Here is a 15,813-nt window from a genome sequence, read left to right as displayed (position 1 = left end):
ATGGCCGAATCCCAGATCAAGAGCTACAACATCAATTTCGGTCCCCAGCATCCGGCCGCCCATGGCGTGCTGCGTCTGATCCTGGAAATGTCGGGTGAAGTGGTTGACCGCGCCGATCCGCATATCGGCCTGCTGCATCGCGGCACCGAAAAGCTGATCGAACACAAGATTTACACCCAGGCGACGCCATATTTCGACCGTCTGGACTATGTCGGCACCATGAACCAGGAGCACGCTTTCGTGCTGGCGGCGGAAAAGCTGCTGGGCGTCACCGTGCCGCTGCGCGGCCAGTACATTCGTGTGCTGTATTGCGAGATGGGTCGCATCCTCAACCACTTGCTCAACATCTGCGCCTTCGTCTTCGACGTCGGCGGCATGACGCCGATGCTGTGGGGATTCGAGGAACGCGAGAAGCTGATGGAGTTCTACGAGCGCGCTTGTGGCGCCCGTTTGCACGCCAATTACTTCCGCGTCGGCGGTGTCGCCCAGGATTTGCCGGCCGGTCTGCTGGAAGATATTGACGTCTGGTGCGATCAGTTCCCCCAGGTGGTCGATGATATCGAAACCCTGGTGACCGAAAATCGCATCTTCAAGCAACGCACCGTCGATATCGGCACGGTGACAGCCGAACAGGCGCTGGATTGGGGCTTCACCGGTCCCAATTTGCGCGCCTCGGGCATCGCTTGGGATCTGCGCAAAAGCCAGCCCTACGAAGTCTATGACCGCATGGAATTCGACGTGCCGGTCGGCAAGGTCGGCGATTGCTATGACCGCTATCTGATCCGCATGATCGAAATGCGCGAATCGATCAAGATCATGAAGCAATGCATCCGCGAAATGCCGGCAGGTCCGGTCAAGACCGACGACCGCAAGATATCGCCGCCGCCCCGGGCCGAAATGAAGAAGTCGATGGAAGCGTTGATCCATCACTTCAAGCTGTTCACCGAAGGTTTCCATGTGCCGGAAGGCGAGGTCTATGCGGCGGTCGAGGCGCCCAAGGGCGAATTCGCCGTCTATCTGATCGCCGATGGCACCAACAAGCCCTATCGCTGCAAGATCCGCCCGCCGGGATACGTCCACCTTCAGGCGCTGGACATGATGTCCAAGGGACACATGCTGGCCGACGTGGTGGCCAATATCGGCTCCATCGACATCGTTTTCGGCGAGATCGACCGATGAGCACAGAGCAAGACATGACCAGCTTCGCCTTTACCGCGGAAAACCTGGAACAGGCGAAGAAAATCATCGCCAAGTATCCGGCCGGCCGTCAGCAATCGGCGGTGATGCCGTTGCTGGACCTGGCCCAGCGCCAGGTCGGCTGGACCGGCATTCCGGTGATTGAATATATCGCCGAGATGCTGGAAATGGCCCCGATCCGGGTGCAGGAAGTGGTGACCTTCTACACCATGTACAACCAAAAACCGGTTGGTCAGTTCCACGTCCAGGTGTGTACCAACATCTGTTGCCTGCTGCGCGGCTCCGACGGTGTCGGCGAGACCGCGCGCGAGGTTCTGGGCGTCAACTGGGGCGATACCACCGAAGACGGCAAGTTTACCTTGGTCGAAGTGGAATGCCTGGGCGCTTGTGTCAACGCGCCGATGATGCAGATCAACGACGATTATTACGAAGACCTGACGCCGGAAAGCACCAAGGCGGTGTTGGAAGCGTTGAAGCGGGGCGAGACGCCGAATCCTGGTCCCCAGGGCGGTCGTCAGTTCTCGGCCCCCGAGGGTGGCCCGACCACCCTTGGCGACCTTACCTTCGGATCGGAGAAGGCGTGATGCTGCGCGATCAGGACAGAATCTTCACCAATCTCTACGGCATCCACGACTGGCGCCTCAAGGGCGCGCAGTCGCGCGGCGATTGGGATAACACCAAGGCGCTGTTGGCCAAGGGCCGCGACGCCATCATCGAGGAAGTCAAGACCTCGGGCCTGCGCGGCCGTGGCGGCGCCGGTTTCGGCACCGGCATGAAATGGTCGTTCATGCCGAAAACCGAAGGGGCGCGTCCGCATTACCTGGTCATCAACGCCGATGAAGGCGAGCCGGGGACCTGCAAGGACCGCGAGATCATGCGCTTTGACCCGCACAAGCTGGTCGAAGGCGCGTTGCTGGCCGCGTTCGCCATCGGCGCCCACGCCTCGTATATTTACATTCGCGGTGAATTCATCCGCGAGGCCGAACATCTGCAAGTGGCCATCGACGAGGCTTATGCCGCCGGTCTGATCGGCAAGAACGCCTGCGGCTCTGGTTGGGATTTCGATCTCTACGTCCATCGCGGCGCCGGCGCTTACATCTGCGGCGAGGAATCGGCGCTGATCGAAAGCCTGGAAGGCAAGAAGGGCCAGCCCCGCCTGAAGCCGCCGTTCCCCGCCGGCGTCGGTCTGTACGGTTGCCCGACCACCGTCAACAACGTCGAATCCATCGCCGTGGTTCCGGCCATCCTGCGCCGTTCCGGCGCGTGGTTCGCCGGCCTGGGCCGGGCGAAGAATTCCGGCACCAAGCTGTTCTGCATTTCCGGCCATGTGAACAAGCCGTGCAATGTGGAAGAGGAAATGGGCATCAGCTTCCGCGAGCTGATCGACAAGCATTGCGGCGGCATTCGTGGCGGTTGGGACAATCTGATGGGGGTGATCCCCGGCGGTTCGTCCACTCCGGTGCTGACCCGCGAGGTGATCGAGAATTGCCCGATGGATTTCGACGGTCTGCGCGAGGCCGGCTCCGGTCTGGGCACCGCCGCCGTCATCGTCATGGACAAATCCACCGACATCGTCCGCGCCATCACCCGGCTGTCGCGCTTTTACAAGCATGAAAGCTGCGGCCAGTGCACGCCGTGCCGCGAAGGCACCGGCTGGATGTGGCGGATGATGGAACGCATGGACAAGGGCGACGCCACCATCGAGGAAATCGATCTGTTGCAGCAAGTGACCAAGCAGGTCGAAGGTCACACCATCTGCGCTCTGGGCGACGCCGCCGCTTGGCCGATCCAGGGTCTGATCCGCAATTTCCGCCCCGAGATCGAAAAGAAGATCCGGGCCCGCAATTCCAGCGCGGCCTGAGGAGGTTAGAGACAACATGCCCAAACTGACGATCGACGGAACCGAGATCGAAGTCGAAGCCGGGGTGACCATCCTCCAGGCGGCCGAAACCATCGGCATCGAGATCCCGCGTTTTTGCTATCACGAACGTCTGGCCGTGGCCGGCAATTGCCGCATGTGCCTGGTCGAAGTGGAAAAGATGCCCAAGCCCGTTGCCTCCTGCGCCATGCCGGTGGGCGAGGGGATGGTGGTGCACACCAACAACGCCAATGTGCGCAAGGCCCGCCAAGGGGTGATGGAATTCCTGCTGATCAACCATCCGCTGGATTGCCCGATCTGCGATCAGGGCGGCGAATGCGATTTGCAGGATCAGGCCGTGGCCTATGGCGGCGATCGCAGCCGCTATCAGGAAGAAAAGCGGGCGGTTGAGGACAAGTCCTACGGCCCGCTGATCCAGACCTGGATGACCCGGTGTATTCAGTGCACCCGTTGCATCCGCTTCATTTCCGAAATCGCCGGGACCCCGGTGCTGGGCGGCCTGGGCCGGTCGGAACACCTGGAAGTCGGCCGCTATGTCGGCGCCGCCGTGTCGTCGGAACTGTCGGGCAATCTGATCGATTTGTGCCCGGTCGGCGCGCTGACCAACAAGCCGGCCAGCTATACCTATCGCGCCTGGGAATTGAAGAAGACCGAAAGCGTCGACGCCATGGACGCGCTGGGCTCGGCCATCCGCCTCGATACCCGTGGCAACGAGGTCATCCGCATCCTTCCCCGCGTCAATGACGACATCAACGAGGAATGGCTGTCGGATCGTTCGCGCTTTGCCTGCGACGGCCTTAAGCGTCAGCGCCTTGACCGCTGCTATGTGCGCAAGGACGGCACGCTGGCCGCCACGTCGTGGAGCGACGCCTTCGCCGCCATCACCGCCAAGGTGAACGGTCTGGCCGGATCCAAGATCGCCGCCATCGCCGGCGACCAGACCGATGTCGAAACCATGCAGGCGTTCAAGGATCTGCTGGCGGCCTTGGGCTCGGGCAACATGGATTGCCGCCAAGACGGCGCCAAGCTGGCGGCCGGCAACCGCGCCGCCTATCTGTTCAACAGCACCATCGCCGGCATCGAACAGGCCGACGCGCTGCTGATCATCGGCTCCAACCCGCGCATCGAAGCCCCGGTGCTCAACGCTCGCATCCGCAAGCGCTGGCTCAAGGGTGGGTTCAAGGCGGCGATCATCGGTCCGAAGACCGATCTGACCTTCCAGCATGATTGGCTGGGCGACAGCGCCCAGGTGCTGGCGGCCATCGCCGCGGGGAACCATCCGTTCGCCGATGTGCTGAAGAATGCCGCCAAGCCGGCGATCATCATCGGCCAGGGCGCTTTGACCGGCGAAGACGGCGCCGCCATCCTGGCCCTGGCCGCCAAGCTGGCCCAGGATACCGGGGTGATCGCCGATGGCTGGAACGGCTTCAACGTCTTGCACACCGCCGCCGCCCGTGTCGGCGGCCTGGATGTCGGCTTTGTGCCGCAGGCCGGTGGCAAGGATACCGCCGGCATCATCGCCGGGGCACAATCGGGGGAAATCTCGGTGGTGTTCCTGGCTGGCGCCGACGAAATCGACATGAAGTCGCTGGGCAATGCCTTTGTCGTCTATCTGGGCAGTCATGGCGATGCCGGGGCGCATCGCGCCGATGTCGTCCTGCCCACCGCCGCCTATACGGAAAAAAGCGCGACCTTCGTCAATACCGAAGGCCGGGTCCAGCGGACTCGTCTGGCCATCTTCCCGCCGGGCGAGGCCAAGGAAGACTGGAAGGTGGTGCGTGCATTGTCCGACGCCTTGGGCAAGCCGCTGGCCTTTGACACCGTCAAGCAGCTGCGCCAGCGCATGGTCGCCAGCAATGCGGTGTTCGCCACTGAAGGCGTGGTTGCCGCCGCCACCTGGGCCGGCGCCGGCGCTGAAGGCGCTTTGAGCGACAAGCCGTTGGCCTCGGCCATCGACAACTTCTATATGGTCGACCCGATCAGCCGCGCCTCCAAGACCATGGCGGAATGCACGGCGGAATTCGGCGGCGGCTGTGGCTGCAACAGCAAGAAGAAGACGGGGACCCATGGTTGATATGCTCTCTGGGCTGCTGCCCCCGGAACTGTGGCGCCTGATCGTCATCGTTCTTCAGATCGTCGCCATCGTCCTGCCGCTGCTGCTGGCGGTCGCCTATCTGACCTATGCCGAGCGCAAGGTCATCGGCGCCATCCAGTTGCGCAAGGGTCCCAACGTGGTCGGCCCCTTTGGCCTGCTGCAACCCTTGGCCGATGGCGCCAAGCTGTTCTTGAAGGAAACCATCTTCCCGTCCGGGGCCAACAAGGTGGTTTTCGTCATCGCGCCGATGCTGACCTTTATCCTGGCCTTGATCGCCTGGGCGGTCATTCCCTTCGATGAAGGATGGGTGGTCGCCGATATCAATGTCGGCGTGCTGTATCTGTTCGCCATTTCCAGCTTGGGCGTCTACGGCATCATCATGTCGGGTTGGGCGTCGAACTCCAAATACGCCTTCCTCGGCGGTCTTCGCTCGGCGGCGCAGATGGTGTCCTACGAAGTCTCCATGGGGCTGGTGATCATTTCGGTGCTGGTTACCGTGGGATCGCTCAACCTGTCGGACATCGTCTTGAAGCAGAAGGAAACGGTGTGGTTCATCCTGCCGCATTTCCCGATGTTCATCATCTTCGTGGTGTCGATCCTGGCGGAAACCAACCGTGCGCCGTTCGATATGGCGGAATCGGAATCCGAACTGGTCGCCGGCTATAACGTCGAATATTCGGCCATGACCTTCGCCCTGTTCTTCCTGGGTGAATACGCCAACATGATCTTGATGAGCGCCATGGCCACGGTGTTGTTCCTGGGCGGCTGGTTGCCGCCGATGGATATCGCGCCGTTCAACTGGATCCCCGGCATCATTTGGTTCGTGCTTAAGATCTGCGCTGTTTTGTTTATCTTCCTGTGGGTGCGCGCCACCTTCCCCCGTTATCGCTATGACCAGCTGATGCGTTTGGGATGGAAGATTTTCTTGCCGTTCTCGCTGTTCTGGGTGGTGTTGACCTCGGGCGTTCTCGTCGCCTTCGGTTGGCTTCCGGGTCAGGGTTAAGGAGAGAGTGTGATGGCTTTTCTCGACCGCACCGCGCGGGCGTTCTTGCTGACCGAGCTGGTTCAAGGCTTGGCGCTGACCTTCCGCTATATGTTCAAACCCTCGGTGACCACCAATTACCCGTACGAAAAAATCCCGATGTCGCCGCGTTTTCGCGGCGAGCACGCCCTGCGCCGTTATCCCAACGGTGAAGAGCGCTGCATCTCGTGCAAATTGTGCGAGGCGATCTGCCCGGCTCAGGCCATCACCATCGAGGGTGAGGTCCGCGCCGACGGTTCGCGTCGCGCCCGCCGCTATGACCTGGACATGACCAAGTGCATCTATTGCGGTCTGTGCCAGGAAGCCTGCCCGGTGGATGCCATCGTCGAGGGGCCGAATTTCGAGTTCGCCACGGAAACCCGGGCCGAGCTGATGTACAACAAGCAAAAACTGCTCGCGAACGGTGATCGCTGGGAGGCCGAACTGGCCATGCGTATCGCCGCCGACGCGCCGTACCGTTGATTGAGGGGGATGGCATGATCGCGGCATTGATCTTCTACATGTTCGCCGGTTTGGCGGTAGCGAGCGGGGTCATGGTGATCTCGGCCCGCAACCCGGTCCATTCGGTGCTGTTCCTCATTCTGTGCTTCTTCAACGCGGCCGGTCTGTTCCTGCTGCTGGGCGCGGAATTCCTGGCCATGGTCCTGGTGGTCGTCTATGTCGGCGCCGTGGCGGTGATGTTCTTGTTCGTCGTCATGATGCTGGACATCAACTTCCTCAAGCTGCGCGAAGGCGTCGCCCAGTATCTGCCGACCGGTGCGGTCATCGGTCTGGTGTTGCTGGTCGAACTGGCGGTGGTGTTTGGCGGCTGGGCTTTCGCCCCCGACGTCGAAGCCTTGCTGGCCGCGCCGATCCCGCCGACCGATCAGATGACCAATACCGAGGCTTTGGGCCGGCTGATCTATACCAATTATGTGTTCTTGTTCCAGGCCTCGGGTGTGATCCTGCTGGTCGCCATGATCGGCGCCATCTTGCTGACCCACCGGACCCGGACCGGCGTGCGCAAGCAGAAGATCTATGATCAGGTCGGACGGACCGCCGCCAATTCCGTTGAAATCCGCAAAGTCAGCACCGGGGGAGGCATCTGATGTTCGAGATCGGTCTCTCTCATTACCTGATCGTCGCGGGCATTTTGTTCACGCTTGGCGTCTTCGGTATTTTCCTCAACCGCAAGAACGTCATCATCATCATGATGAGCGTCGAATTGATGCTGTTGGCGGTGAATTTGAATTTCGTGGCGTTCTCGTCCTTCCTCAATGATCTGGTCGGACAGGTTTTCGCCATGTTCATCCTGACCGTCGCCGCCGCCGAGGCGGCCATCGGTCTGGCCATCCTTGTCGTCTTCTTCCGCAACCGCGGCACGATCGCGGTCGAGGAAATCAGCCAGCTGAAGGGGTAATCCAGCGATGATGTACGTCGCCGCAATCTTCCTGCCGCTGCTGGGCTCGATCGTCGCTGGCCTGTTTGGCCGCTTCATCGGTGACCGTGGTGCGCAAATCGTCACCTGCACGCTGTTGGGCGTGTCGGCCTTTTCCTCGGCCTTGATCTTCAAGGAAGTGGCGATTGACGGTAATTTCGTCACCATCCAATTGCTGCACTGGATTCAGTCCGGCACCATGGATGTGTCGTGGGCGCTGAAATTCGATACCCTGACCGCGGTCATGATGATCGTCGTCACCTGGGTGTCGTTCATGGTGCACGTCTACTCGGTTGGCTATATGAGCCACGACCCGTCGATCCCGCGCTTCATGTCCTATCTGTCGCTGTTCACCTTCGCCATGCTGATGCTGGTGACCGCCGATAATCTGGTTCAGCTGTTCTTCGGCTGGGAAGGCGTGGGTGTCGCGTCCTATCTGTTGATTGGTTTTTGGTATCAGAAGCCTTCGGCCTGTGCCGCCGCCATCAAGGCCTTTGTCGTCAATCGCGTTGGTGATTTCGGCTTTGCCCTGGGGATCTTCGGCATCTACTTCCTGTTCGATTCGGTGACGTTCGACGCCATCTTCGCCGCGGCGCCGGACAAGGCGGGCACGGTGGTGCACTTCTTCGGCATGGACATGAACGCCGTCACCATCTGCTGCCTGCTGCTGTTCGTCGGCGCCATGGGCAAGTCGGCTCAGCTCGGCCTGCACACCTGGCTGCCTGACGCCATGGAAGGCCCGACTCCGGTTTCGGCGCTGATTCACGCCGCCACCATGGTCACCGCCGGCGTCTTCATGGTCGCCCGCATGAGCCCGCTGTTCGAATATTCGAACACCGCGCTGACCGTGGTGACCTTGGTTGGCGCCGCCACCGCCTTCTTCGCCGCCACTGTCGGCTGTGTCCAAAACGACATCAAGCGGGTGATCGCCTATTCCACCTGCTCGCAATTGGGCTACATGTTCTTCGCCATCGGCGTGTCGGCTTATCAGGCGGCTATTTTCCACCTGATGACCCACGCTTTCTTCAAGGCCTTGCTGTTCTTGGGCGCCGGTTCGGTGATCCACGCCATGAGCGACGAGCAAGACATCCGCCGGATGGGCGGAATCTGGAAGAACGTGAAGATCACCTGGGCGTTGATGTGGATTGGGTCGCTTGCCCTGGCGGGCGTGCCGTTCTTCGCCGGCTATTATTCCAAGGACACCATCTTGGAAGCGGCCTGGGCTTCGCATTCCTGGTCCGGTCAGATCGCCTATGTCATGGGCGTGGCCGCGGCCTTCCTGACCGCCTTTTACTCCTGGCGTCTGTTGATCCTGACCTTCCATGGCAAGCCGCGCGCCGACGAACACGTGATGGCGCATGTGCATGAAAGCCCGGCGGTGATGATCTTGCCGTTGGTGGTTTTGGCCGTTGGCGCCGTGTTCTCGGGCTGGCTGGGCTACGAAATGTTCGTGGGTCACGTTCAGCACGATTTCTGGCGCGGCGCGGTCAAGGTGGTGGAAAGCCACGGGGCCATGGAAAACCTGCACCATGTGGAACAGTGGGTGGCGCTGACGCCGACCATCGTCGCCGCTTCGGGCATTGCCCTGGCCTATCTGCTTTATATGTTCGTGCCGGCGGTGCCGGCGATGCTGGCCAACAGCTTCCGTGGCATCTACCTGTTCTTGCTGAACAAGTGGTACTTCGACGAATTGTACGACTTCTTGTTCGTCAAGCCCGCTTTCAAGCTGGGACGGGGCTTCTGGCAAGGGGGTGACGGCGCTCTGATCGACGGTGTCGGTCCCGACGGCGTCGCCGCCGCCACCAAGGTGATCGCCCAAAAGGTGGGCAAGTTGCAATCCGGGTACCTGTACCACTACGCCTTCGCGATGCTGATCGGTGTGGCGGTATTCGTCACCTGGTACATGTTCAACGCGCGCTAAGTCTGGGGAAGACAATGACCGACTGGCCTCTGCTCTCGTTGACGACGTTCCTGCCGCTGTTGGGGGCGTTGTTCATCCTGGCGATCCGCGGCGAAGCCCAGGTGGTGGCGCGCAATGCCCGCAACGTGGCGCTGCTCACCTCGGTGGCGACGTTCGTCGTCTCGCTGTTCATCTTGGGGTATTTCGACGCCGCCTCGGCTGAGTTTCAGCTGAAGGAAACCGCCGTCTGGCTGCCTGGGACCGCCATTACCTATTCCATGGGTGTTGACGGCATCTCGGTGTGGTTCGTCCTGCTGTCCACCTTCTTGACCCCCATCTGCATCTTGTCGTCCATCGGCGCGGTGGAGAAGCGGGTGAAGGAATACATGGTCGCCTTCCTGGTTCTCGAAACCATGATGGTCGGTATGTTCTGCGCGCTCGACATGGTTTTGTTCTACGTCTTCTTTGAAGGCGTGTTGCTGCCCATGTTCATCATCATCGGCGTGTGGGGCGGGGCGCGGCGGGTCTATGCCGCCTATAAATTGTTTCTCTACACCTTGTTGGGGTCGGTGTTGATGCTGGTGGCCATGCTGGCCATGTATTTCGACGCCCACACCACCGACATCCCGACGCTGATGGCGCATGGCTTCCCGCAGGGCATGCAATTGTGGCTGTGGTTGGCCTTCTTCGCCTCGTTCGCGGTCAAGGTCCCCATGTGGCCGGTGCATACCTGGTTGCCTGACGCCCACGTCGAGGCGCCGACCGCCGGTTCGGTGATCCTGGCCGGCGTGCTGTTGAAGATGGGCGCTTATGGTTTCATCCGCTTCTCGGTGCCGATGTTCCCGTTGGCCAGCGAATACTTCACGCCCCTGGTCTACACCCTGTCCATCGTCGCGGTGATCTACACCTCGCTGGTGGCCCTGGTGCAGGAAGACATGAAGAAGCTGATCGCCTATTCATCCATCGCCCACATGGGGTACGTGACCATCGGCGTCTTTTCGATGACCACCCAAGGGGTTGAGGGCGCGCTTTATCAGATGCTGTCGCACGGCATTGTCTCGGGCGCCTTGTTCTTGTGTGTCGGCGTGGTTTACGACCGCATGCACACCCGCGAAATCTCGCGTTACGGCGGCTTGTCGGAACGCATGCCGAAATACGCGCTGGTGTTCATGTTCATGACCATGGCGTCGGTCGGTCTGCCGGGCACCGGTGGCTTCGTCGGCGAGTTCCTGGTGCTGTTGGGCGTGTTCCAAGTCAACACCTGGGTGGCATTCTTCGCCGCCAGCGGTCTGGTGCTGGGGGCCTGCTATATGCTGTACCTCTATCGCCGGATGGTGTTCGGCCGCATGACGCGCGATGACCTCAAGTCCATCTTGGATCTGAGTCCGCGGGAAGTGCTGATGTTCGCGCCGCTGATCGTCATCGTCATCTGGATGGGGGTTTATCCGATCACCTTCCTCGATCCGATGCATGCTTCGGTGGCCAAGTTGATCGACAATTACGAACTGGCGCGCGCCGCCGCCGAATCTCTTTCCGTCGCGGCTCGTTAAGGGGAACTGGACATGACCGAATCTCTCGACCTCATTCCGGTCCTGCCGGAGCTTCTCGTCGTCCTGGCGGCGATGGCTCTGCTGATGATGGGTGTGTTCCGCAAGGGCGACAACACGGCCGCCGCCACCACCTTGGCGGTGGCGGCGATGATCGGCGCCATGCTGCTGACCTGGGCCGTGGGCGGTTCCGACCGGCTGGTTTCTTTCGGCGGCCTGTTGGTGCTTGATCCTTTCGCCGTGTTCGTCAAGGTGTTGATCCTGGCGGCTTCGGCGATCACCGCTTCCATGTCGCTGAACTTCCTGGATAAGGAAAAGCTGGGCCGCTTCGAATATCCGGTCCTGATCATGCTGGCCACCACCGGCATGATGATCATGGTGTCGGCGAACGACTTCCTGGCCTTGTATATGGGCCTGGAAATGCAGTCTTTGTCGCTGTACGTGCTGGCCGCCTATCATCGCGAAAGCGCCAAGGCGACCGAATCGGGCCTTAAGTACTATGTTCTGGGCTCGCTGGCCTCGGGCATGTTGCTGTACGGCATTTCGCTGGTTTACGGCTTCTCTGGCACGACCTCGTTCGATGGCCTGGCCAAGCTGTTTGGCGGCGAACATCCGGTTCACCCGCATCTTGGGTTCATCGCCGGTCTGGTGTTCGTGCTTGCCGGTCTGGCCTTCAAGATCTCGGCGGCGCCGTTCCACATGTGGGCTCCCGACGTCTATGAAGGGGCGCCGACTCCGGTGACCTCGTTCTTCGCCGTGGCGCCGAAGATCGCCGCCATGGCCCTGTTGGTCCGGGTGATGACCGGACCGTTCGGCGAATTGTCCGACCAATGGCGTCAGGTGGTGGCGTTCATCGCCTTGGCCTCGATGTTCATCGGCGCCTTCGCCGCCATCGCCCAGAACAACATCAAGCGTCTGATGGCTTATTCCTCCATCGGTCATGTCGGCTTCATGCTGGTTGGCGTCGCCGCCGGCTCGGCCGATGGCGTCCAGGGCGTGTTGATCTATCTGGCCATTTATCTGTCCATGAATGTCGGCGTCTTCGCCGTCATCTTGTCCATGCGTCAGAAGGGCCGTCTGGTCGAAGGCATCAATGATCTGGCCGGTCTGGGGAAATCCAACCCGGCCATGGCCGCCGCCATGGCGGTGCTGATGTTCTCCATGGCCGGCATTCCGCCGCTGGCCGGATTTATCGGCAAATTCTATGTGTTCAAGGCTGCGGTTGATGCCGGGCTGTATACCCTGGCGATCATCGGCGTGGTGACCAGCGTGGTCAGCGCTTATTACTATCTGCGGATCATTAAGGTGATGTATTTCGACGAAGCGCTGGAAAGCTTTGAACGGAGCGGCAGCAAGGCGCTGGGGCTGGTCATGGCGGTGGCGACCTTGGTCAATATTGCTTTCATCGCCGTTCCCGGTCCGTTGTTGACCAGTGCCAAGGCTGCCGCTGCGGTGCTGTTCCCGGCCGCCGGCTGATGATGCCAGCAAGTCTGCCGACGCCGTTCCAGCTTATCAGTCTGGACAGCGTCGGCAGCACCAATGATGAAGCACGGCGGTTGGCTCAATCAGGTGCCGCCGCCGATTTGCTTGTGGTCTCGGCTCAAAGCCAAAGCGCCGGGCGGGGGCGTCGTGGCCGCGCATGGGTCAGCCCAGCCGGTAATCTGCATTTTTCCATGCTCATCCGCATTCAGTCGCTGCATCACGCGGCGCAATTGGGCTTTGCCGCCGCCGCCGCTTTGGTGCAGGCGTTGTCGACCTTGCTGCCGCCGCACACATTCCAGGCAAAATGGCCCAACGACGTGTTGGTCGAGGGGCGCAAATGCGCCGGCATGCTGCTGGAATCAGCCGGGTCCGACTGGTTGGTGCTGGGCATCGGCGTTAACGTGGTGGCGGCGCCGCCGCCGCAAGGGCTTAATCACCCGGCCTGTGCTTTGGCCGATCTTGATTATGCCGGCGACGCCGCCCAGGTTTTAGAAGCCTTTTGCGCTGCTTTCGCCCCGTTATTGGTGGCGTGGCGGCAGCAGGGGTTTTCTCCGATTCGCCAGGCTTGGCTGTCTTGCGCCCGTGGTTTGGGCCAGCCGACAATCGTCCGACTGGAAACTGACACGCAAACCGGTATTTTCGCCGGACTTGACGAAGAGGGCGCGCTGCTTTTGGATCAGGGCGCGTCGGGTTCCCGCCGTATTCTCGCTGGGGATGTTTTTTTCCCCGATGCCCATTAACCTGGAGGCCCTCCATGCTTCTGGCCATTGATGCCGGCAATACCAACATTGTCTTTGCCGTGTTCGATGGGGAACAGGTGCGCGGCGAATGGCGCGCATCGACCCAGACCGACCGCACCGCCGACGAATTGGGGGTGTGGCTGATGCAATTGCTGACCACCGAGAATTTGAACCGCGAGGACATCTCGGCGGTGATTATCGCCAGTGTGGTGCCGGCCATCGTCTTTAACCTGAAAACCCTGTGCCGCCGCTATTTCGGCTGCGAACCGGTGGTGGTTGGCGACGAGGGGGTGCAACTGGGCATCGAGGTGTTGCTGGACCGGCCCGAGGAAGTTGGCGCCGACCGTCTTGTCAACGCCGTGGCGGCACACAAATTCTATAAGGCGCCGTTGATCGTCATTGATTTCGGCACCGCCACCACCTTCGACGTCGTCGATGGCGATGGCAATTATTGCGGCGGGGCCATTGCGCCGGGGATCAATCTGTCGCTTGAAGCCTTGCACATGGCCGCCGCCAAGCTGCCGCGCGTCGCCATCGGCCGGCCCAAGCAGGTGATCGGCAAGGCGACGGTGCCGGCCATGCGGTCGGGAATTTTCTGGGGCTATGTCGGCCTGATCGAAGGATTGGTAAAGCGAATGGAAGAAGAATTCGGCGCCAAGATGTTGGTGGTCGCCACGGGCGGGTTGGCCCCGTTATTCGCCGAATCGACGCCGGTGATCAATGAATTGGCCTCGGACCTGACCTTGCGCGGTCTGTTGGAAATCCACCGTCGCAATGCCAAGACGGTGAAGGCATGAAGCCGGGTTCGGACGAGCTGTTTTTTCTGCCGCTGGGTGGGACTGGCGAAATCGGGATGAATTTCAACCTCTATGGCCATGACGGCAAGTGGTTGATTGTTGATCTCGGGGTGACCTTCGGCGACGATTCCATGCCGATGACCGATGTGGTCATGGCTGATCCGGCCTGGATCGAGGAACGTCGCGATCAATTGGTCGGCATCGTTATCACCCATGGCCATGAAGATCATGTCGGCGCCGTGCATTACCTGTGGTCGCGGCTGAAATGCCCGGTCTATGCCAGCCCGTTCGCCGCCGCCATCTTGGCTGGCAAGCTGAACGAAGTGGGGTTGCAACGGCAGGTGCCGATGCATGTGGTCGCCCTGGGCTCGCGTTTCGATGTTGGTCCGTTCAATGTGGAAATGGTGTCGATGACCCATTCCATCCCCGAGCCCAATTCCCTGGCCATTCGCACCAAGGCCGGGACCGTGTTGCATACCGGCGACTGGAAGTTCGACCCCGATCCGCTGATCGGCAACCCGGCCGATACCGAGGCGCTGCGCCGCATCGGTAACGAAGGGGTGCTGGCCATGGTCGGCGATTCGACCAATATCTTCACCCGCGGCCATTCCGGTTCGGAAGCCGAGGTCCGGGCCAATCTGATCGGCCTGTTGTCGCGCTATGACCGCCGCATTGCCATTTCCTGCTTTGCCACCAACGTGGCGCGGCTGGAAAGTGTCGCCTTGGCGGCCGAGGCCAATGGCCGTTCCGTCGCCCTGGTTGGGCGGTCATTGTGGCGGATCGAGAAAGCGGCCCGTGACCTTGGCTATCTGCGCGATATCGCCCCGTTCCTCAATGACCGCGACGCCGTGCATTTGCCGGCCGACAAGGTGGTATATCTGTGCACCGGCAGCCAGGGCGAGCCGCGCGCGGCCCTGGCCCGCATCGCCGCCAATGATCATCCCAATGTTCGTCTCAGCAAGGGCGATGTGGTGATCTTTTCCTCGCGTATTATTCCAGGCAACGAAAAGTCCATTTTCCGGCTGCAAAACGATCTGGTGCGCATGGGGGTCGATGTGGTGACCGACCGGGACGAGCCGATCCATGTTTCCGGTCATCCGGCCCGTGACGAGATGGAAGCGATCTATCAGTATGTCCGCCCGCGCATCGCCGTGCCGGTGCATGGCGAGGCCCGTCACATCAAGGAGCATTGCGCCCTGGCCAAGGCCTGCGGTGTGGCCGAAACCATGGCCATTGAAAATGGCGCCATGCTGCGTCTGGCGCCCGGCAAGCCGGAAGTGGTCGATCATGTTTCGGTTGGACGGCTGGCGGTGGATGGCGAGGCGCTGGAGGGGGGGCCACGTCTGGTCCGTCTTGACTCGGCGGTTTTGCGGGACCGCCGCCGCATGGTGTTCAACGGCTCGTGCGTGTGCACCATCGTCGTCGACCGCAAGGGCAAGCTGTTGGGCGAGCCCCAGGTGACGGCGCTGGGATTGCTTGATGCCGAGCATTTCGCCGAAGAACACGACAACGTGGTCGAAGCCGCCCGCGAAGCGTTTGAGGAATTGCCGCAAAAAGCGCGTCAAGATGACGCGACCGCCGCCGAAGCGGTGCGCCGAGCGGTGCGGCGGGAACTCAAGGCCATGCTCAATCACCGTCCGATCACCACCGTGCATCTGGTCCGGGTGTGATTTAAACCGGTTCAATCGTCAGGTTGACCGCGCCGGGCCGGCGGGGC

General features: G+C 61.2%; 14 protein-coding genes. All 14 read left to right on the top strand.

Annotated elements, in window-relative coordinates; all coding sequences use genetic code 11:
• Genes KEC16_RS03380 through KEC16_RS03315 form a run of 14 tightly spaced genes read left to right on the top strand, consistent with a single transcriptional unit; the run spans position 1 to position 15,766 of the window.
• Positions 1–1,179 (top strand): NADH-quinone oxidoreductase subunit D, encoded by a 1,179-nt coding sequence (locus KEC16_RS03380; protein ID WP_211546218.1) that lies wholly within the window; start codon positions 1–3, stop codon positions 1,177–1,179.
• Positions 1,176–1,781 carry an NADH-quinone oxidoreductase subunit NuoE gene (nuoE, locus tag KEC16_RS03375; protein ID WP_211546217.1) on the top strand — a complete coding sequence of 202 codons (606 nt, stop codon included), beginning with the start codon at positions 1,176–1,178 and terminating at the stop codon, positions 1,779–1,781. Before KEC16_RS03380 ends, nuoE begins: the two co-directional genes overlap by 4 nt.
• Positions 1,781–3,058 carry an NADH-quinone oxidoreductase subunit NuoF gene (gene nuoF / locus KEC16_RS03370; protein WP_211546216.1) on the top strand — a complete coding sequence of 426 codons (1,278 nt, stop codon included), beginning with the start codon at positions 1,781–1,783 and terminating at the stop codon, positions 3,056–3,058. Before nuoE ends, nuoF begins: the two co-directional genes overlap by 1 nt.
• Positions 3,059–3,074: 16 nt before the next feature.
• Complete coding sequence (nuoG, locus tag KEC16_RS03365; RefSeq protein ID WP_211546215.1) at positions 3,075–5,150, top strand: NADH-quinone oxidoreductase subunit NuoG; 2,076 nt, start codon at positions 3,075–3,077, stop codon at positions 5,148–5,150.
• Entirely contained in the window at positions 5,143–6,174 is a 1,032-nt protein-coding gene (nuoH, locus tag KEC16_RS03360) for an NADH-quinone oxidoreductase subunit NuoH (protein WP_211546214.1), read from the top strand. The genes nuoG and nuoH overlap by 8 nt, the downstream gene beginning before the upstream one ends.
• Positions 6,175–6,186: 12 nt before the next feature.
• The gene (gene nuoI, locus KEC16_RS03355) at positions 6,187–6,675 is read left to right on the top strand and encodes an NADH-quinone oxidoreductase subunit NuoI (protein ID WP_211546213.1); all 489 of its coding nucleotides are present in this window, start codon (positions 6,187–6,189) and stop codon (positions 6,673–6,675) included.
• Between the two features lie 14 nt (positions 6,676–6,689).
• Positions 6,690–7,301 (top strand): NADH-quinone oxidoreductase subunit J, encoded by a 612-nt coding sequence (locus KEC16_RS03350; RefSeq protein WP_211546212.1) that lies wholly within the window; start codon positions 6,690–6,692, stop codon positions 7,299–7,301.
• Positions 7,301–7,612 (top strand): NADH-quinone oxidoreductase subunit NuoK, encoded by a 312-nt coding sequence (nuoK, locus tag KEC16_RS03345; protein ID WP_211546211.1) that lies wholly within the window; start codon positions 7,301–7,303, stop codon positions 7,610–7,612. Before KEC16_RS03350 ends, nuoK begins: the two co-directional genes overlap by 1 nt.
• 10 nt (positions 7,613–7,622) lie before the next feature.
• A complete protein-coding gene (gene nuoL / locus KEC16_RS03340) occupies positions 7,623–9,551 on the top strand; it encodes an NADH-quinone oxidoreductase subunit L (protein ID WP_211546357.1) in 1,929 nt (642 codons plus the stop codon).
• A gap of 14 nt (positions 9,552–9,565) precedes the next feature.
• Entirely contained in the window at positions 9,566–11,080 is a 1,515-nt protein-coding gene (locus KEC16_RS03335) for an NADH-quinone oxidoreductase subunit M (protein ID WP_211546210.1), read from the top strand.
• Positions 11,081–11,092: 12 nt separating this feature from the next.
• Positions 11,093–12,553 (top strand): NADH-quinone oxidoreductase subunit NuoN, encoded by a 1,461-nt coding sequence (gene nuoN, locus KEC16_RS03330; RefSeq protein WP_211546209.1) that lies wholly within the window; start codon positions 11,093–11,095, stop codon positions 12,551–12,553.
• A complete protein-coding gene (locus tag KEC16_RS03325; protein WP_211546208.1) occupies positions 12,553–13,299 on the top strand; it encodes a biotin--[acetyl-CoA-carboxylase] ligase in 747 nt (248 codons plus the stop codon). The genes nuoN and KEC16_RS03325 overlap by 1 nt, the downstream gene beginning before the upstream one ends.
• Before the next feature lie 14 nt (positions 13,300–13,313).
• Entirely contained in the window at positions 13,314–14,096 is a 783-nt protein-coding gene (locus KEC16_RS03320; protein ID WP_211546207.1) for a type III pantothenate kinase, read from the top strand.
• Entirely contained in the window at positions 14,093–15,766 is a 1,674-nt protein-coding gene (locus tag KEC16_RS03315; protein ID WP_211546206.1) for a ribonuclease J, read from the top strand. The genes KEC16_RS03320 and KEC16_RS03315 overlap by 4 nt, the downstream gene beginning before the upstream one ends.
• Positions 15,767–15,813 lie beyond the last annotated feature (47 nt).

It is taken from the genome of Magnetospirillum sulfuroxidans (assembly GCF_018224925.1).
Taxonomy (GTDB): domain Bacteria; phylum Pseudomonadota; class Alphaproteobacteria; order Rhodospirillales; family Magnetospirillaceae; genus Magnetospirillum; species Magnetospirillum sulfuroxidans.
This window is presented reverse-complemented; position numbering and strand designations above follow the sequence as displayed.